Annotated in this window: 18 protein-coding genes; 13 read left to right on the forward strand and 5 right to left on the reverse strand. The window is 70.9% G+C overall.

The window, feature by feature from the left end; translation table 11 throughout:
• Positions 1–110: 110 nt before the first annotated feature.
• Positions 111–683, reverse strand: coding sequence for a hypothetical protein (locus LCN96_RS28820; protein WP_225265548.1), 573 nt, complete (start codon positions 681–683; stop codon positions 111–113).
• Positions 684–1,061: 378 nt separating this feature from the next.
• The gene (locus tag LCN96_RS28825; protein WP_225265549.1) at positions 1,062–2,027 is read right to left on the reverse strand and encodes an ArsR/SmtB family transcription factor; all 966 of its coding nucleotides are present in this window, start codon (positions 2,025–2,027) and stop codon (positions 1,062–1,064) included.
• Positions 2,028–2,239: 212 nt separating this feature from the next.
• Here LCN96_RS28825 and LCN96_RS28830 point away from each other — a divergent pair, with 212 nt between their 5' ends.
• A complete protein-coding gene (locus LCN96_RS28830) occupies positions 2,240–2,752 on the forward strand; it encodes an RICIN domain-containing protein (protein ID WP_225265550.1) in 513 nt (170 codons plus the stop codon).
• Between the two features lie 55 nt (positions 2,753–2,807).
• Here the strand turns inward: LCN96_RS28830 and LCN96_RS28835 are convergent, their stop codons facing one another.
• Positions 2,808–3,359, reverse strand: a complete 552-nt coding sequence (locus tag LCN96_RS28835; protein ID WP_225265551.1) for a TetR/AcrR family transcriptional regulator — start codon at positions 3,357–3,359, stop codon at positions 2,808–2,810.
• Between the two features lie 84 nt (positions 3,360–3,443).
• Here LCN96_RS28835 and LCN96_RS28840 point away from each other — a divergent pair, with 84 nt between their 5' ends.
• Positions 3,444–4,181 carry an SDR family NAD(P)-dependent oxidoreductase gene (locus LCN96_RS28840; protein WP_225265552.1) on the forward strand — a complete coding sequence of 246 codons (738 nt, stop codon included), beginning with the start codon at positions 3,444–3,446 and terminating at the stop codon, positions 4,179–4,181.
• 139 nt (positions 4,182–4,320) lie between these two features.
• Here LCN96_RS28840 and LCN96_RS28845 read toward each other — a convergent pair whose 3' ends face one another.
• Positions 4,321–4,977, reverse strand: a complete 657-nt coding sequence (locus tag LCN96_RS28845; protein WP_225265553.1) for a hypothetical protein — start codon at positions 4,975–4,977, stop codon at positions 4,321–4,323.
• A 147-nt stretch (positions 4,978–5,124) separates the two neighbouring features.
• Here LCN96_RS28845 and LCN96_RS28850 point away from each other — a divergent pair, with 147 nt between their 5' ends.
• Genes LCN96_RS28850 through LCN96_RS28865 form a run of 4 tightly spaced genes read left to right on the forward strand, consistent with a single transcriptional unit; the run spans position 5,125 to position 7,557 of the window.
• The gene (locus LCN96_RS28850; RefSeq protein WP_225265554.1) at positions 5,125–5,340 is read left to right on the forward strand and encodes a hypothetical protein; all 216 of its coding nucleotides are present in this window, start codon (positions 5,125–5,127) and stop codon (positions 5,338–5,340) included.
• A 7-nt stretch (positions 5,341–5,347) separates the two neighbouring features.
• A complete protein-coding gene (locus LCN96_RS28855) occupies positions 5,348–5,623 on the forward strand; it encodes a hypothetical protein (RefSeq protein ID WP_225265555.1) in 276 nt (91 codons plus the stop codon).
• A 31-nt stretch (positions 5,624–5,654) separates the two neighbouring features.
• Entirely contained in the window at positions 5,655–6,284 is a 630-nt protein-coding gene (locus LCN96_RS28860) for a GNAT family N-acetyltransferase (RefSeq protein ID WP_225265556.1), read from the forward strand.
• A 40-nt stretch (positions 6,285–6,324) separates the two neighbouring features.
• On the forward strand, positions 6,325–7,557 hold the full coding sequence (locus tag LCN96_RS28865; protein WP_225265557.1) for an MFS transporter: 1,233 nt from the start codon (positions 6,325–6,327) through the stop codon (positions 7,555–7,557).
• Positions 7,558–7,686: 129 nt separating this feature from the next.
• Here the strand turns inward: LCN96_RS28865 and LCN96_RS28870 are convergent, their stop codons facing one another.
• Positions 7,687–7,953, reverse strand: coding sequence for a hypothetical protein (locus tag LCN96_RS28870; protein ID WP_225265558.1), 267 nt, complete (start codon positions 7,951–7,953; stop codon positions 7,687–7,689).
• A 47-nt stretch (positions 7,954–8,000) separates the two neighbouring features.
• Between LCN96_RS28870 and LCN96_RS28875 the strand changes: the two genes are divergently transcribed.
• The 7 genes from LCN96_RS28875 (at position 8,001) to LCN96_RS28905 (ending at position 16,999) form a co-directional block, all read left to right on the forward strand.
• Positions 8,001–8,738 (forward strand): phosphotransferase family protein, encoded by a 738-nt coding sequence (locus LCN96_RS28875; RefSeq protein ID WP_225265559.1) that lies wholly within the window; start codon positions 8,001–8,003, stop codon positions 8,736–8,738.
• A 152-nt stretch (positions 8,739–8,890) separates the two neighbouring features.
• A complete protein-coding gene (locus LCN96_RS28880) occupies positions 8,891–10,270 on the forward strand; it encodes a serine hydrolase domain-containing protein (protein WP_225265560.1) in 1,380 nt (459 codons plus the stop codon).
• A 37-nt stretch (positions 10,271–10,307) separates the two neighbouring features.
• On the forward strand, positions 10,308–11,909 hold the full coding sequence (locus LCN96_RS28885) for an ABC transporter substrate-binding protein (protein WP_225265561.1): 1,602 nt from the start codon (positions 10,308–10,310) through the stop codon (positions 11,907–11,909).
• Positions 11,910–11,911: 2 nt separating this feature from the next.
• On the forward strand, positions 11,912–12,934 hold the full coding sequence (locus tag LCN96_RS28890; protein ID WP_225265562.1) for an ABC transporter permease: 1,023 nt from the start codon (positions 11,912–11,914) through the stop codon (positions 12,932–12,934).
• A gap of 1 nt (position 12,935) precedes the next feature.
• A complete protein-coding gene (locus LCN96_RS28895) occupies positions 12,936–14,831 on the forward strand; it encodes a dipeptide/oligopeptide/nickel ABC transporter permease/ATP-binding protein (protein ID WP_225265563.1) in 1,896 nt (631 codons plus the stop codon).
• On the forward strand, positions 14,828–15,574 hold the full coding sequence (locus LCN96_RS28900; RefSeq protein ID WP_225265564.1) for an ABC transporter ATP-binding protein: 747 nt from the start codon (positions 14,828–14,830) through the stop codon (positions 15,572–15,574). Before LCN96_RS28895 ends, LCN96_RS28900 begins: the two co-directional genes overlap by 4 nt.
• 39 nt (positions 15,575–15,613) lie before the next feature.
• Entirely contained in the window at positions 15,614–16,999 is a 1,386-nt protein-coding gene (locus LCN96_RS28905) for a serine hydrolase domain-containing protein (RefSeq protein ID WP_225265565.1), read from the forward strand.
• The last annotated feature ends 2 nt before the right edge of the window (positions 17,000–17,001 follow it).

Consider the following 17,001-nt stretch of genomic DNA (forward strand, 5'->3'; position numbering starts at 1 on the left):
GGGCGAAGGGGTTGCCGGCCGACCTGACCGTCAACCAAAGACAGCGTCGGACACTCCACCGTCTGTCGCACCATTCACGGGCTCCCGCGAACTGATCAGAAAAAATCTCCTCAAGCGTTCCGGTTACCCGGGACATTCAGCGCCGTCCGCGCCTCCTGCATGAACTGGTCAATCAAATCACGCCGCACCCTCAACGCATCCCGAATGAGCATGGTTATCTCTTGCGCCTCTTCAGGACGGCGAGTCAGGTCGAAGAGCGTAAGACTCACCAATTCGGCATCCTTCAGCGTGAGCCTGTTCGTTGCCGCCACAAGCGCGTCATCCGTCAGATGAAGCAGCTCAATCTCACGCCGCGCACGCCAAAGGCAGTCGAATGCCCGGAGCAACTCACCGCGCTCACTCGCAGCGAGCGGCGGAATCACCTCATCAGGATCCACCGCCCCAGTAACGGTCACCGTCTGCCCAGGCGGCGGATCACGCAGATCCCGGATCACACAACGATACAGTTTGTCGTCAGCCTGGACGAGCCTGAAATACGACTTCCTCCGGTCCTGCTGCCAACGCCTCAAATCGTCACGCAGCCAATTACCCTGCTGGAGCAACGATTGCCGCCAGGCACCGACAAGCACCCCGACCACAACGCCAACAACACCGACCACGGCGGGCACTGCCTGCGTCCACATGACAACCACCTCCGGGGTCCTGCATCAGAAGTCGTGGCTCACCCGAGGCACACATGCCGCGCAAGCGCCGCGAGACGCCGACAGCCAGCGGAAGCCGCTGCAGCCGGTCGTGGCGTAGTGTCTTCGGGCCTCGCCAGACCCATCCAGAGATTCCGGCGCATGGACCTTGCTCCATCCTTGACATCGTGGTGCGCACAGGGATCGTTACATAGCGCTACCGACCGGCGGCCCGCAGTTCGCGCCACGGAAACCCACGCAGGCCTCCACCCAGGTCGAACGCAGACCTCCGCAGGGCGGTCAGCCGTGCCGAGCGAGGTCGCAGTGGGCGCACGCCTCGGCCTTGCTTTTTGTTGAGACGTACGGGCGAAGCCCGTGCCGTTATAAGTGATCTTGATGTGGACTGTTTAAACCGGCCGCCTTTACAAAGTAAGTTCTGTCGAGAAGAGTCAGCCCGGTCCGGGTGGGATGATGCAGGACACTGCTGCGGTGCCGCCGAGTGGTGATCAGACCCGCCTGCCGCAGCACAGCGGTGTGCTGGCTGACGGCGGCCGAGGACGTTCCCACGCGCCGGGCCAGGGCGCCCGTGCTGCTCACCCCGTCCGCGATGGCCATGAGCACGGACGCACGGGTACGCCCGAGCAGATCGGCCAGCGCTCGCACCGACGGCCCGCCCGCCCAGATGCCCGCCGCGTTCTCGACGCCGAGCACCGCAGGGTAGATCAGGATGCAGCCGGCCCGGTCCCCCGGCTCGTACATCACCCCCGGCATGCGGTGGAAGAACGACGCCACCAGCAGCAACCCCCGCCCGTCGAGGAAGAAATCGTCGTCGAACTGCTCACCGGCATCGATGTGCAGGGTCGGCGGCGACCATCGGATGCCGGGGTGCAGGCTCGACAGCAAGCCGTCCACCCCACGATCGAGCAGGACGGCACCACGCTGGGCGCGCTCGGCGTCCAGGTGCCCGCGGATGCGCGGCCAGTGCGAGCCGACGGCCACATGGTGGTACGCCCTCAGCGTGGACAGCACCTCCCGGCGGGCGGCGAGGGTGTCGACGAGCCCGGCCAGTTCGGACGGCACCCGGCCGTGGTGGCCGGCGTAGAAGTCCAGCTCCGCCCGGACGGCCTGCGGGGGCTGCGCCAGGAAGGTCTCGGCGCTCTCCTCCAGGTCGTTGCCCGGCCCGGCGAGCAGCGCCAGGTCGAAGCTCGGCAGTCGCGCGGGGACGATACCGCCCAGAACGGCGAACCGGGGGCCGAGGTGCCCGCGCACCCGGCGACGCCATGCGCCGAACACCGGCTCCTCGGCTCGCCCGCGCAGCGCGTACAGGCTGAACAGGGTTTCGGCCATGGGCCCCAGTGTGGGCGCCACCCGCACCCGCGCCAGGTCGCCGGCCGTGAAATGAATTCTGTGCATCCGCTCCCCCAGCAGTTTCACAAGGCTCTGAACGGCTCGATTAAGCCAGAACTTACAAGCCTCGCGGCGCGCCATTTCTTCCTGCGACAGTGATCAGGCCGTTCTCCGCTTACCGCGGCAATATCCCGAGAAAGGTTCTTGTGAGCATGCGTCAACGAATCCGCACCGCACTGATCAGCATGTCCTTTGTGGTCACCGCGACCGTCGGCACCGGGCTGGCGTCCGCGCCGGCCACCGCCGCCGCGCCGAGTGCCGAGACGCCGTCCGGCTTCGTCGCGGAGCCGGCGGACGTCACCGCCCAGTCCGTGCAACTCAGGAACAGAGCCACGCACCGGTGCCTGGAGCAGTCGTACGGCGGCGCGACGGGGCACGTCTTCACCGCTCCGTGCCACGGCGGCACCAGCCAGACCTGGACGTGGGTCGGCGGGGGTGATTTCAAATCCCTCAGAAACCTGTGGAGCCAGGAGTGCCTGGACGGCACCTCGGCCACCGGCAGGGTCTACACCCTCAGCTGCAACAACGGCGGTTACCAGTGGTGGAAGATGTACGCCAACGGCCAGATCGGGCAATACCAGTCGGGGCACAAGCTCGACAGCAACTGGGAGGGGTCGGTTTACCTTTCCCCGGGTAATACCGGCGATTACCAGAAGTGGTTCTGAGCCGTAGCCGGATCGTGGGCGGGACGCGCCGATGACGCGCCCCGCCCACCACCTTTCAGGTCCGCAGCCCGGCGAGGGCGAGGCCGAAGATCCGCTCGCGCTGGGCGTCGTCGGCGTACTCGATGGTGCTGATCGCGGCGAACATCCGCAGCAGGTCGTCGATCGTCGGCTCGGGACGCGCGTCCCCCGCGGCCTGCGCGCGCTCCAGCAGCGGGCCGCCGGCGTCACGCATCGCCTTGCGGCAGGCCTGGAAGGTGTCGGTGGAGCGGTTGAGCGCGTCGGCGAAGGCCAGCTTGGTCCCGATGTAGTCGGTGAAGCGGCGCAGCCAGGCGGCCAGCGCCTCCCACGGGCCGAGGTCGCCGAGGGCGCCGGCGGCCCGGCACAACTGCTCGACCTCCTCGCGGTGCACCTCCTCGACCAGGTCCTCGCGAGTGGGGAAGTTGCGGTACAGGGTGGCGATGCTCACCCCGGCCCTCCTGGCCACGTCCTCCAGCGACGCCTGCGCACCCTTCTCGGCGAACGCGTCGCGCGCGGCGGCGAGCAGGGCGTCGAAGTTGCGGGCGGCGTCGGCGCGCTTGGGCCGACGCGACGGAAGTACGGGCTGCATCTCGCCTCTCCACTTTGACAACCGTAGGGCCCCTACGGTTAAAGTGTAGGGGTACTTTCAGTTTCCATTGTAGGAGCCAGAGAGATGCTCGCCGACACCATTGCCCTGGTCACGGGCGCCAACAAGGGCCTGGGCCTGGCCACCGCCCGCCAGCTCGCCGAACGCGGCCTCACCGTCCTGCTCGGCAGCCGCGACGCCGACCGCGGCGCGCAGGCCGCCGCCACCCTCGCCACCGACGGGATCAAGGTACGGCCCGTCCGGATCGACGTCACCGACGACGCGTCCGTCCGGCAGGCGGCCGAGCTCATCGAGCGCGAGCACGGCCGGCTCGACGTCCTGGTCAACAATGCCGGCGTGCTCCGGCGCAAGGCCCCCACCGAGGTGACGGCCGACGACCTGCGCCCCGAGTTCGAGACGAACGTGTTCGGCGTGGTCCGCGTCGTCCACGCGATGCTGCCACTGCTGCGCCGATCGAAGGCGGCGCGGATCGTCAACGTCTCCAGCGACTCGGCCGTGTTCGCCAAGGCCACCGAGGACGGCTCGATGTTCGCCCGCTCGCACGACTCGTTCGCCTACTCCGCCACGAAGGCCGCGGTGAACATGCTGACCGTCAAGTACGCCAACGCCTTCGCCGACGATCCCGAACTGGCCCATATCAAGGTCAACGCGGTGACGCCGGGGTACGTGGCGACCGACCTCAACGGGTTCAAGGGGGCGCGCAGCACGGACGAGGGTGCCCGCGCCGCGGTGTACTGGGCCACGGTCGGCGACGACGGCGGGACGGGCGGCTTCTACGACGAGAGCGGCCGGATGCCCTGGTGACAACCGGTCCGGCGGCTTCGGGCCGCACGGGTATCCGGCCGGTCAGACGGCGCGGGCCGAGGCGTGATCTCCGACCGTGATCATGTTCGTCTCCCGGCTACCGTGGCCGTCCACGCCGCCAGCCTCCTCCCCTACACCTTCACCGCACTCTGGGCGTTCTTCCGGCTGATCTCCAGGTCCCTGGCGCTGTGTCCCAGAACGCCGGTGCGGTAGTCCTGTGACGCCGAATCTCGGTGATCGTGGCCGTGCCGGAGATCGGTTGCTGCTCATGCATGGTGATCACATCGCCGACGGCGAGATGGCGCCAGTTCGACGGAGTGAGCAGGAGCAGCCTGATCGGGCCTCGTCCACCGGGCGGGATCTCGGAGGCGGACTCGACCCAGATCCGGGCGACATACAGGTCAGCGAGACCGGGAGACAGCTGCGGGCACCCGATGGCCCACATCGGGCGCAGTTGTCCAGCGCCTGGGACCGAGCGTCGGCGTCCTCCTGCTTCAGGGGTGGTGAGCTGCAGACCTGCCCTGATGAGGATGCCGCTGTGCGTCTCACTGCCGCGCCAGTGACACCACGCAGCATCGCGAGTGAGCCACATCTGCCGAGCGGCGTCAGCAAGGAGATTCCAGTACTCGACCGATTGCCACTCGATGCCGTCGAAATCCTGCAGAACGCCGAGCGCCATCTCCCATTCGTCGTGGGAGAGGCACTCGCGAACGTCCTCCATCGACAGGCCGGCGTCACTTCTCGCGTCCGCGGGGACAAGCTCAGCTGCGCGGCGCAGCAGTTCGGCAATCTCCACGAGATTGATTCTCGACCGGGGCCGCCACGAGGCCAACCTTGCCCCTCAGAGGAGCTCATCGTGCCGCCACCGAACACCATGGCCAGCTCCAGCCGGCCACCAGTGGCCGCACGCGCGGAAAAGCACCACATCTGTAGGGTGCCGCGCATGAGGACCCTACGGGCGGCGGCGCTCCTGACGCCGGCCGCGCTACCACTGGGCACGGCGGTGACGGCACTGAACCTCGCCGTCACCGCGAACGCGGAGCAGGTGATCCGCACGTCACTGGCCGCCCGCCCCGACCTGATCCGAGCCGCCCTGCAGCGCCTGAACGCCGTCGCCATGACCAGCACGGTGGCGATCGGCGGCTGTCGGCCATCCTGACCGCCCTGTGCACAGGGCTCCTGCGCAGCAGGGGTACGGCCTGCCGTACGCGGCCCTGACCGTGATCTACGGGCTGGCCCTGCTGTTCACGTGGTTCGCGGAGATCTCGGAGATGTCCAACGAAACCAGCGGTTTCACCGACTTCCGGCCTTGGTGGCGAACCGCCGGCGTGGTCAACCTGCTCGTTCTGGCCGGGCTCGCGCAGGTCATGAGCGTCGTGCACGTGATGCGCGCCAGATCGCCTCAGCTGATTGTCTTTTCAGACTTACCCGTGAAACTGTAACAACCGACCGCCTTTACAATGTAGATTTCACGTGAACGGCGTCGAGGAAGAGCGCGGCGATGAACCGCCAGGTCTCGGCCCCGCCGAACGGGCGCGAGAGCAAGGTCAATACGATCGCCGCATGCGTGATCGAAGCCATCGCACCGAAGAACTGCTGACCGCACGACTGTCGCTGCGGTGCCCGGTACAGGATGACATCGACGCGATCTTCGCCATCCACAGTGATCCCGCCACTTGCCTGCACAATCCCTCCGACGCCCTGACCAGGCGCGAGGAGACGGTGGAGCTCTTCCAGCGTTGGGATGATCACTGGCGGCGCTTCGGCTACGGCTACTGGGTGGTGCGACGCCGCGGCTCGGACCGGACGCTGGGCTTCTGCGGGACCAAGGTCATGGACCTCAACGGCATGAGGGTGCTCAACCTCTTCTACCGCTTCGCGGCCTCGTCCTGGGGCCGGGGAGTGGCCGGCGAGGCCGCGACCGCGGTGGTGGAGTGGGTGACGGAACGCGTTCCCGATCTGCCCGTCATCGCCCGCGTGCGCCCCGCCAACATCGCCTCTCAGCGGGTGGCGGTGCGCGCCGGCCTGGTACGGGCCGAACACCTCGACACCGACGGTGAGGACGGCCCGGACTGGATCTTCGCGAAGAACCTTCCTGCCTGAGCCGCATCGCACGGTTCACTGTGCGCTTAGGGTAGATCGAATGCCCCCCGCCTTCCGTCGTTACGTCGCCGCCGACGGCTTCAGCCAGTTCGGCACCCAGGTCACGCGTGTGGCCCTCCCGCTGGTCGCGCTGCTGGTGCTCGACGCGGGCCCGTGGGAGCTCGGCCTGCTCGGCGCGGCCGAGATGATCGGCTTCCTCCTCTTCGGGCTGCCCGCCGGCGTGTGGGTCGACCGGTTGCGCAGGAAGCCCATCCTGGTGACGGCCGACGTGCTGCGCGCGGTGTCCCTGGCCTCCGTCCCGATCGCCGCGCTGTTCGACGCGCTCACGCTGGCGCAGCTCTACGCGGTCGCGGTGCTCGTCAGCATCGGCACGGCCTTCTTCGACGTCGCCCACCTGAGCTTCCTGCCCTCCATCGTGACCGACGAGCAACTGCCCAAGAGCATGGGGACCCTGGAGTCCGTGCGCAGCCTCTCCGTGCTCTTCGGCCCGGGGCTCGGCGGCTGGCTCGTGCAGGCGCTCACGGCGCCCGTCGCCATCGTGGCCGACGCGGTCAGCTACCTGATCTCCGCCACTCTGCTGGCGACCGTCAAGGCCGAGGAGACCCCCTCCGGGGGGCGTGTGAGCCTCACGGAAGGTCTGCGCTACGTGTTCGGCCACCGCATCCTGCGCCTGATCGGCCTCGTCGGCGCCATGAACATGTTCGTCTTCGGCATCTGGGCCATCGTCCAGCCCTTGTACCTGGTCAAGGAATTGGGCGTGAGCGCGGCTGCCTACGGCCTGATGATCTCGGGCGCGGGGGTGGGCGGCCTGCTCGGCGCGCTCGTCGCGCCACGCGTGATCGCCCGCTTCGGTCACGGCCCCACGATGTACGGCACAGCCGTCCTCATGCTGCCGCTCTTCGTGCTCGTCGCCTTCACCGGACCCGGCTGGCGGCTCGCCGTCTACCCGATCGGCATGGCGCTCATCTCCCTGGCCGGGGTCATGCTCAACGTCGCCCAGGGCAGCTACCGTCAGGTGATCTGCCCCGAGGCCCTGCGTGGCAGGATGAACGCCAGCCTCCGCTTCCTCACGTGGGGTTCGCTGCCGCTCGGCGGCGTCGTCGGCGGCCTGCTGGGCGAGGCCGTCACCGTGCACCAGCTCCTGTGGATCGCCTGCCTCGGCTACGCGGCGAGCTTCCTGCCCTACGTGCTGGTTCCCGCCGTACGACAGCTCAAGATCACGGACGACGGCGGCCGGGTGGACGCCGACGCCAAGCAGGACAGCCGCGCGTAGGTCGCCGGGGGTCTGGGGCTGGTGGGGCGGGGGGCGGGACGAAGGGACCGGTCACCGAAGTGCGTGGACGTGAGCACCATCTCCCCCGCGCCCCCGTCCACCAGGGGACGTGCAACCAGGCGGGCCCGCTCAACCGGACGTGGCGGCTGTGGGGACGCTGACCGCGGCGCGCCGCTCATGGGCGGCGGCCAGGATCAGGTACGCGTCGGACGTCCAGGTGCAGGCGCGGTCACGCAGCCCCTCCCCGTCCGCGCGTCGAAAGTTCTCGGCGGACCCCGATCGCTCGCACAGGGCGCGGAATCGGGCGCTGATCTCGTCGGCCAGGCCCGGGTATCCGGCGCGGCGCAGCCCATCCTCGATCAGCACGGTCGAGGGCGCCCCGATGGGGCCGCGCACGATAAACCCGTTGTGACGTCGGTGATCGGCTCCGCAGAATGGCCGGCATGAAGGAGATCGAGATCGTCGTCGCCCACGGCGAGCGAGCGACCCTGCGCGTCGGTGATGTGTTCCTGAAGGTCGACGTCGATCAGACGCGCACCGAGGTCGAGGTCGAGGCGATGGCCATGGTGCCGATCCCGACTCCGGAGGTGCTGTGGCGCAAGCCGCCCGTGCTCGCGCTCGCCGCCGTGCCCGGCACGGCACTCGGCCGCCTCGGTGAGCCGTCGGCCGCGTCGCCGGCGGCGTGGGCGGCGGCGGGTGCCGCCGTACGGCGGCTGCACGACGCGCCGCTGCCGCCCTGGCCCGGCCAGAGCCTCGACGACATCGCCGCACGCCTCGACGCCGAATGCGCGTGGCTCATCACGAACGGCGTCCTTCCCGCCGACCTGGTCACCCGGAACCGGCGGATCGCCGAGGCCGCGCTCCGGCCGTGGACACCGGTGTTCGTGCACGGCGACCTCCAGATCAGCCACGTGTTCGTCGACGGCGACGAGGTCACCGGCGTGATCGACTGGTCCGAGGCGGCCCGGGGCGATGCCCTGTACGACCTGGCCATCCTGACGCTCGGGCACGAGGAGCACCTCGGCGACGTCCTCGCCGGCTACGGCACCGACGTCGACCTCGACGTGATCCGGGCGTGGTGGTCGTTGCGCAGCCTGCTGGCGAGCCGCTGGCTGATCGAGAACGGCTTCGACCCGTCCTCGCCGGGCTGCGAGTTCGACGTGCTGCGAGCCCAAGGATGAGGCCCGGATGTGCGGCCCGCACGATCCCGGCGACCACGGGTACGCGTCGGTGGCCGGGCCCAGTCCCCTTGTCGGATCGGACAAACCCCTCTGGGCCGGGTTGTCCGATCGGCTGAGTACGGCGGCAGGGCTTGCCTTCTAGCCTCAGCGGCATGATGTCGCCGGAAAGCGTGCAGAGCTGGCTTGACGAACACTTCGCGCGAATCGTCGCAGAGCGCGGGGTGCCGGGCGCCTCGGTCGCCGTTCTCACCGAGGGCCAGGTGCTCACCGCCGCCGGTGGCGTCCTGAGCAGGGCCACCGGCGTCGAGGCGACCACCGGCGCGGTCTTCCAGATCGGCTCGATCACCAAGCTGTGGACCAGCGCGCTGGTCATGCAGCTGGTGGACGAGGGCTTGGTCGAGCTCGACGCGCCGCTGCGCACGTACCTGCCGGGGTTCCGGGTCGGTGACGAGGCCGCGGCGGCCGCGATCACCACGCGGCAGCTGCTGTGCCACGTCGCGGGCTTCGAGGGCGACATCTTCACCGACACCGGCAGGGGCGAGGACGCGATCGAGAAGTACCTCGCCTCGATCCACGACATCCCGCAGCTCTTCCCGCCGGGCGAGGTCTTCTCCTACAACAACACGGGTTTCGTGGTGCTCGGCCGCCTGGTGGAGGTGCTGCGCGGCAAGCCGTTCGACGAGGTGCTGGCCGAGCGGCTGGTCGCGCCGCTGGGGCTGACGCACGTCGCGCCGAGCCCGTACGAGGCGATCCTGCACCGCGCCGCCGTCGGCCACGTGCCGGGCCAGGACGGCGAGCCGGTCGCGGCGCCGACGTGGGCGCTGGCCCGCTCCAACGCCCCGGCCGGCGCGATGCTCGCCATGACCCCGCGCGACCTGCTCGCCTTCGTCGCCATGCACCTGGCCGACGGCACGGCGCCTGACGGCTCCGCCGTGCTGCGGCCCGGCACCGTGGCCGCCATGTGGCAGCCGCAGGTGAAGCTGCCCCGGCTCACCGGCATGGGCACCGCGTGGGGGCTCGGCTGGGAGATCGAGGAGCACGACGGGCACACGGTCGTCGGCCACGACGGCGGGACCATCGGGCAGGCGGCCTTCCTGCGGGTCGCGCCCGAGCACGGCGTCGCGATCGCGCTGCTGACCAACGGCGGCGACGTCTTCGGCGTCTTCACCGACGTGCTGGCCCACCTGCTCGAGGAGCTGACCGGCGTCACCCTGCCCGGCCGCCCGGTGCCGCCCGCCGCGCCCAGGACCATCGACCCGGCCCCCTACCTGGGCCGCTACGCCGACACGATCTACGACATCACCGTCAGCCAGGACGCCGACGGCGCGATCTGGCTCGACCGGGTGCCCAAGGACATCATCGCCGAGATCGGCGAGAAGCCGATGCGCACGCGGCTCGTGGCCTTCGAGGGCGACTCGCTGATCTCGCTCGAGCCGACCCGCGGCATCCACCCGGTCTTCGCCTTCATCGGCCGCGACGACGCGGGCCTGGCGAAGTACATCCACTACGGCCGTGTGGTCGCCCGCGCCTGAGATCACCCGCCCATCCCTCCCGGAAATAGGACCACGCATGACCCCCACCCGCACGAGGGCCCTCGCGGCGCTCGCCCTGACGCTGACCGCGTCGGCCGCCCTGGCCGCCTGCGGCAGCGACGCGCCCGGCACCGCCGCGCCGGGCTCCTCCGCCGCCTACGCGAGCGGCAAGACCTTCACCCTCAACCTCGCCTCGGACCCGGGCGCCCTCGACCCGCAGGGGTCGGCGACGAGCGCCCTGTTCGGCCTGACGCAGTACGCCTACGACAACCTGGTGGCCGTCGCGGCGGACGGCTCGATCCAGCCGCAGCTGGCCGCGTCGTGGAAGGTGGCCGGCACCACGGTCACCCTGCAACTGAAGGACGGGGTCACCTGCGCCGACGGCACGGCGTTCACGGCGCAGACGGTGGTCGACAACATCACCTACGTGGTGGACCCGGACAACAAGAGCCCGTTCCTGGGGGTCTTCATCCCGGCCGGGACGACCGCCTCCGCCTCGGGCTCGACGGTCACCCTCAAGCTCGCCGCGCCGGCCCCGTTCGTGCTGACCGCGCTGGCGAACCTGCCGATGGTGTGCGACGCCGGCATGAAGGACCGCGCCACGCTGAAGGCCGCGACGAACGGCACCGGCCCGTACGTCCTCACCGAGGCGGTCCCGTCCACCCGGTACACCTACGAGCTGCGCAAGGGGTACACGTGGGGCCCCGGCGGCGCGACCACGGCCGAGGCGGGCATGCCGGCCAAGGTGGTCGTCAAGATCGTCGCGAATGAGACCACGTCCGCCAACGAGCTGCTGGCCGGCACCATCAACGCCGTCCAGATCACCGGCCCGGACGCCGACCGCCTGTCCAAGGCGGGCCTGGAGCGGGTGAACATGCAGGCGCTGGTCGGCGAGCAGTGGTACAACCAGGGCGACGGTCACGCCACCGACGACCCGGCCGTGCGCATGGCGCTGACCCAGGCGCTCGACCTCAAGCAGCTCCAGGTCGCGCTGACGTCCGGCAAGGGCGTGCCCCCGACCCAGCTGGCCGCCCTGGAGCCGCTCGGCTGCGTCGGCGACGCCGTGACCGGCCACGTGCCGTCGTTCGACGTCGCCGCCGCCGGCGCCGCCCTCGACGCGGCCGGCTGGACGAAGGGACCGGACGGCGTCCGCGCCAAGGACGGCAAGAAGCTCTCGCTCACCCTCATCTACCCGAACTCGCTCGGCACCGGCGGAGGGGCCGCCGCCGAGCTCGCGGTGGCGGCGTGGAAGGCGGCCGGGATCGAGGTCACGGCCAAGCAGCAGACCCAGACCGAGGCGTCCGGCGCGGTGTTCGGCACCGGCGCCTGGGACATCGTCTGGATGCCGCTCAACGTCAGCACCCCGGACCAGGTCATGCCGTTCGTGTCCGGCCCCACCGCCCCGAAGGGCACGAACTTCGCCGCCATCGACAACGCCGGCTACCAGGCCGCCGCCGCCAAGGCGATGAAGGCGAACGGGGTGGACGGCTGCAAGGACTGGTTCGCCGCCGAGCAGGCGCTGTACAAGGCGGCCGACGTGGTGCCGTTCGCCAACAACCTGGTCCCGACGTTCGTCAAGGGCGCGAAGCTCTCCATCATCGGCAGCATCGTCCCGACCAGCATCAGGATGCTCGGCTGACGATGAAGATCCCGACGCCGGCGGCCGTCCCGCCCGCGGCCGTGCCCGGCCTCAGAAGCCGGGCGGCCGGGCTGTGGTCGCACCCGTGGTTCCGCTTCGCGCTGCGGCGGACGCGACGGCTGCTGCTGTCCCTCTGGGTTCTGGTGACCGCCTCGTTCCTGATGATCCACCTGGTCCCGGGCGATCCGGTGCGGGCCGCGCTCGGCCCGACCGCCCCCGCCGACCTGGTGGCGGCCACGAAGCAGGAGCTGGGCCTGCTCGACCCGCTCTGGCAGCAGTACGCCGGCTTCCTCGGCCGCCTGCTCCAGGGCGACCTGGGCGTCTCCATCACCAGCAGGCTCCCCGTGAGCGAGATGATCGGCCAGCGGCTGCCGGCGACGCTGCAGCTGGCCGTGGCGGCGTTCGTGCTGTCGCTGCTGGTCGCCGTGCCGGTGGGCGTGGTGATGGCGGTGGTGACGCGGCGCGGCCGGGGCCGGCGCAGGGAGCTGGCGTTCACGGGGACGAGCGTCGTGCTGAGCGCGATCCCCGACTTCCTGCTCGCCGTCGGGCTCGTCTACCTGCTGGCGGTGCAGACCAGGCTCTTCCCCGTGGCGGGCCTGGAGAGCTTCGACTCCTACGTGCTGCCGACGCTCGCGCTGGCGATCGGCCCGGCCGCGATGCTCTCGCGCATCGTCCGCGTCGAGATGCTCGCCGTGATGGAGGCCGACTACATCCGCACGGCGCGGGCCAAACGGCTCACGCCCGTGCGGGTGTACCTCGCGCACGCCCTGCCGAACGCCGTGACGGCGAGCCTGACGCTCGGCGGCATGCTGCTCAGCTCTCTGGTGGCCGGGACGGTGCTGGTGGAGAACGTGTTCGCCTGGCCCGGCCTCGGCTCCACCATCGTCTCCTCGATCGTCGCCAAGGACTATCCGCTGGTGCAGGGCACCGTCCTGGTCTACGGCGTCGGGGTCCTGCTCATCAACACCCTCGTGGACGTGCTGCTCGCGCTGCTCGACCCCCGTTCGACGATCGGAGCCGCCTGAGATGCGAGCGGCACGCCTCTTGCGCCGTCCCGTGGGCCTGGCCGGGTTCGGCCTGCTGGTCGTCGTCCTGTCCGTGGCCGTGCTCGGGCCGATCCTGTGGGGTGAGCGGGCGACGGTCGTCGACACCGGCAACCTGCTGGCCGGCCCGTCGGCCGAGCACTGGATCGGCACCGACAACCTCGGCCGGGACCTGTTCCACCGGGTGCTCGTGGCCACCCGGCTGTCGATCGTGCTGGCGCTCGGCGCCACGGCGATCAGCATCGCGCTGGGCCTCCTCCTGGGGGCCGCGCCGATGCTGGCAGGGCCGCGGCTGGGCCGCCTGGTCACCTGGGCCGTCAACGTGCTGGTGGCCTTCCCCGGGCTGCTGCTCGTGCTCTTCTTCGCCGTCATCTTCGGCGTCGGGGAGAGCGGTGCGGCGCTCGCGGTGGGGCTCGCCGGGGCGCCGTCGTTCGCCCGGCTGTGCCACACGCTCATCGCCGGCGTCGCGGAGCGCGACTACATCGCCGCGGCCCGGATCGCGGGCGTGAGCCGGCTGCGCGTCCTGCGCCGCCACGTGCTGCCCAACATCGCCGAGCCGCTCATCGTCAACGCCACGCTGGGCGCCGGCGGGGTGCTGCTGTCGTTCGCCGGCCTGTCGTTCCTGGGGCTGGGCGTACAGGCGCCGTCCTACGACTGGGGCAAGCTCATGCAGGACGGGCTCAACGGCATCTACACCAACCCCCTGGCCGCGCTCGGGCCCGGCTTCGCCGTCATCGTCGCGGGCCTGGCGTTCAACCTCACGGGCGAGGCCCTGGCCACCGCCTTCGGCCTCGACGAGGTCACCGGCGCCGCCCGCCGGGGCCCGGTCAGGCCCGCCGCCGGCCAGAGCCCGGCGCCCGTCGTGACGGCACCCGCCGAAGGCTCGATCCTGTCGGTGGACGACCTGCGCGTGACGATCCCGGGCCCGCGCGGCCCGATCCGCGCGGTGCGCGGCGTCACGTTCGCCGTCCGGGACGGCGAGGCCGTCGGCGTCGTCGGCGAGTCCGGCTCGGGCAAGTCGATGACGGCCCTGGCGGTGGCCAGGCTCATCGAGGAGCCGATCCGGGTCGAGGCGGGCCACCTGGTCTTCGCCGGGCAGGACCTCCTGGCCGCCGACTCCGCGTCCCTGCGCAAGCGCCTGGGCACGTCGCTGGCCGTGGTGTTCCAGGACCCGATGACCTCCTTCAACCCCGCGCACCGCATGGGCTCGCAACTGGCCGAGGTGAGCCGCTTCCACCAGGGCCTGAGCCGGAAGGCGGCCTTCGCCCGCGCCGTGGACCGCCTGCGCGCGGTCCGGATCCGCGAGCCCGAGCGGCGGGCCGGGCAGCACCCCTTCGAGTTCTCCGGGGGCATGCGCCAGCGCGCCATGATCGGCATGGGGCTCATGGGCACGCCGCGGCTCGTCATCGCCGACGAGCCGACCACCGCGCTCGACGTCACGGTGCAGCAGCAGGTGCTCGGCCTGCTCGCCGAGGTGCGCCGCGACACCGGCGCCGCCCTCCTGCTCATCAGCCACGACGTCTCCGTCGTGACCGACGTGTGCGACCGGGTCCTGGTCATGTACGCCGGCCGCATCGTCGAGGAGCTGCCCGCGCGGGGGCTGCGGACGCTGGCCCGGCACCCGTACACGCGGGCGCTCGTCGCGGCCGTGCCCGACATGGAGACCGACCTGACCAGGCCGCTGGCCGTCATCCCCGGGCTGCCCGTCGATCCCGCGCACGTACCGGCCGGATGCGCCTTCGCGGCCCGCTGCCCGCTCGCCGACGATCACTGCAGGTCGGTCGAGCCCGCGCTGGAGACCGGCCCGGAGGGCAACCGCGTGGCGTGCCACAAGGCCGGGCAGCCCCTTCCCGCCCGCACCGAGGAGGTGAGCGCATGAGCGTGCTCGGCTTCCACGACGTCCGTGTGCGGTACGGCTCGCACACGGTGCTGAAGGACGTCAGCCTGGAGGTCGGCGACGGCGAGATCGTGGGCCTCGTCGGCGAGTCCGGCTGCGGCAAGTCCACCCTGGCGCGGGCCGCCGTCGGCCTGGCGCCCGTGACCGGTGGCCGCATCCTGCTGGACGATCGGCCGGTGCCGAGCCGGGGCCGGGCGCGTCCGGTCCAGCTGGTCTTCCAGGACCCGTACTCCTCGCTCGACCCCCGCATGACCGTCGGCGAGAGCATCGCGGAGGCCCTGCCCGAGCGGCTCGGCCGGCAGGCCCGCCAGGCGGAGATCGCGCGTCTGCTCGCGCTCGTCCACCTGGACGCGGCCCGGGCCGGCGACCTGCCCGGGCGGCTGTCCGGCGGGCAGCGCCAGCGCGTCGCGCTGGCCAGGGCGCTCGCCGCCCGGCCCGAGGTGATCCTCGCCGACGAGATCACCTCGGCGCTGGACGTCTCCGTGCAGGGCGCCGTGCTCAACCTGGTCCGCGACATGCGGCGCGACCTGGGCCTGTCCATGTTGTTCATCTCCCACAACCTGGCGGTCGTCCGGTACGTCGCCGACCGGGTGGCCGTGATGCACAACGGGGAGATCGTCGAGCACGGCCCCACCGCGCAGGTGCTCGGCACGCCACGGCACGAGTACACGCGCCTCCTGCTCGCCGCGCTCCCCGGAGCGGCGCGCCGGACATCCGAGAACTGAAGGCACCCCGCCCACCGTCCCGATCTTGAAGGAGCGGACATGACCGGCACCATCGACCGGACCCACTGGCAGAGCCGTCTCGACGAGCTGGCGAGCAAGCACGGCGTCCCCGGCGCCCAGCTCGGCATCCTGCGGCTCGGCGACGGCGGCGACGAGCTCGTCACCGCCGCGACGGGCGTGCTGCACGCCGGCACCGGCCAGCCGGCCGGCACCGACGCGGTCTGGCAGATCGGCTCCATCACCAAGGTGTGGACCGCGACGGTGATCATGCAGCTCGTGGACGAGGGCCGCTTCGCCCTCGACACCCCGGTGGCCAAGCTCGTCCCCGGGTTCGCGCTGCGCGACCCGGAGATCACCGCGGCCGTGACCGTCTGGCACCTGCTCACCCACACCAGCGGCATCGACGGCGACCTGTTCACCGACACCGGCCGGGGCGACGACGCGCTGGAGAAGTACGTCGCGCTGCTGGCCGACACCGCGCAGAACCACCCGATCGGCGCCACCTGGTCCTACTGCAACGCGGGCTACTCCCTGCTCGGCCGGATCATCGAGATCGCCACCGGCAAGACCTGGGACCAGGCGATCAAGGACAAGCTGTTCGCCCCGCTCGGTCTGACCCGCACCACGACCCTGCCGGAGGAGGCGATGGTCTTCGCGCACGCGATGGGCCACGTCAAGGGCGGCGAGGAGCCCGTGGTCGCGCCGGTGTGGGGCCTGCCGCGCGCGGTCGGCCCGGCGGGCCTGATCACCTCGACCGTCGCCGACGTGCTGGCCTTCGCCCGGATGCACCTGGCCGGCGGGCTCGCCGCCGACGGCACGCGGGTGCTGAGCGAGGAGAGCACCGCGGCGATGTCGGCCTACCAGACCGACTGCCCCGAGAAGCACCTGCTCGGCGACTCCTGGGGCCTGGGCTGGTTCCGCTGCGACTGGAACGGCCACCGCGCCTACGGCCACGACGGCAACACCATCGGCCAGGCGGCGTTCCTGCGGGTCCTGCCGGAGGCCGGCGTCGCGGTCGCGCTGCTGACCAACGGCGGCAGCACCCGCGACCTGTACGCCGGGCTCTACGACGAGATCTTCGGCGAACTGGCCGGGGTGCGGCTGCCCGCGCCGTTCGAGCCGCCGGCCGAGCCGGTCACGACGGACCTGGCGCCGTACGCGGGCACCTACGAGCGGGAGTCGGTGCGCATGGAGGTGTTCGAACAGGACGGCAAGCCGACCCTGCGCACCACGCTGATGGGCCCCCTGGCCAAGATCGAGGGCGAGCAGGTGGAGACGTACGAGCTGGTCCCGGTCTCGCCGGGCATGTACGCCGTCCGCCCCGAGGGCATGGAGTCGTGGGCCCCGGTCACGTTCTACACGCTGCCCACCGGCGAGGAGTACGTGCACTACGGCGCCCGCGCCACCCCCAAGAAGCTCGGCTGACC

The organism is Nonomuraea gerenzanensis, assembly GCF_020215645.1.
Classification (GTDB): domain Bacteria; phylum Actinomycetota; class Actinomycetes; order Streptosporangiales; family Streptosporangiaceae; genus Nonomuraea; species Nonomuraea gerenzanensis.

Bases quoted from the DNA above. Each gene is read 5' to 3' on its own strand.
- LCN96_RS28820 (WP_225265548.1), bottom strand. From the start codon at position 683: ATGTGGACGCAGGCAGTGCCCGCCGTGGTCGGTGTTGTTGGCGTTGTG.
- LCN96_RS28825 (WP_225265549.1), bottom strand. From the start codon at position 2,027: ATGGCCGAAACCCTGTTCAGCCTGTACGCGCTGCGCGGGCGAGCCGAG.
- LCN96_RS28830 (WP_225265550.1), top strand. From the start codon at position 2,240: ATGCGTCAACGAATCCGCACCGCACTGATCAGCATGTCCTTTGTGGTC.
- LCN96_RS28835 (WP_225265551.1), bottom strand. From the start codon at position 3,359: ATGCAGCCCGTACTTCCGTCGCGTCGGCCCAAGCGCGCCGACGCCGCC.
- LCN96_RS28840 (WP_225265552.1), top strand. From the start codon at position 3,444: ATGCTCGCCGACACCATTGCCCTGGTCACGGGCGCCAACAAGGGCCTG.
- LCN96_RS28850 (WP_225265554.1), top strand. From the start codon at position 5,125: ATGAGGACCCTACGGGCGGCGGCGCTCCTGACGCCGGCCGCGCTACCA.
- LCN96_RS28865 (WP_225265557.1), top strand. From the start codon at position 6,325: ATGCCCCCCGCCTTCCGTCGTTACGTCGCCGCCGACGGCTTCAGCCAG.
- LCN96_RS28875 (WP_225265559.1), top strand. From the start codon at position 8,001: ATGAAGGAGATCGAGATCGTCGTCGCCCACGGCGAGCGAGCGACCCTG.
- LCN96_RS28880 (WP_225265560.1), top strand. From the start codon at position 8,891: ATGATGTCGCCGGAAAGCGTGCAGAGCTGGCTTGACGAACACTTCGCG.
- LCN96_RS28885 (WP_225265561.1), top strand. From the start codon at position 10,308: ATGACCCCCACCCGCACGAGGGCCCTCGCGGCGCTCGCCCTGACGCTG.
- LCN96_RS28890 (WP_225265562.1), top strand. From the start codon at position 11,912: ATGAAGATCCCGACGCCGGCGGCCGTCCCGCCCGCGGCCGTGCCCGGC.
- LCN96_RS28895 (WP_225265563.1), top strand. From the start codon at position 12,936: ATGCGAGCGGCACGCCTCTTGCGCCGTCCCGTGGGCCTGGCCGGGTTC.
- LCN96_RS28900 (WP_225265564.1), top strand. From the start codon at position 14,828: ATGAGCGTGCTCGGCTTCCACGACGTCCGTGTGCGGTACGGCTCGCAC.
- LCN96_RS28905 (WP_225265565.1), top strand. From the start codon at position 15,614: ATGACCGGCACCATCGACCGGACCCACTGGCAGAGCCGTCTCGACGAG.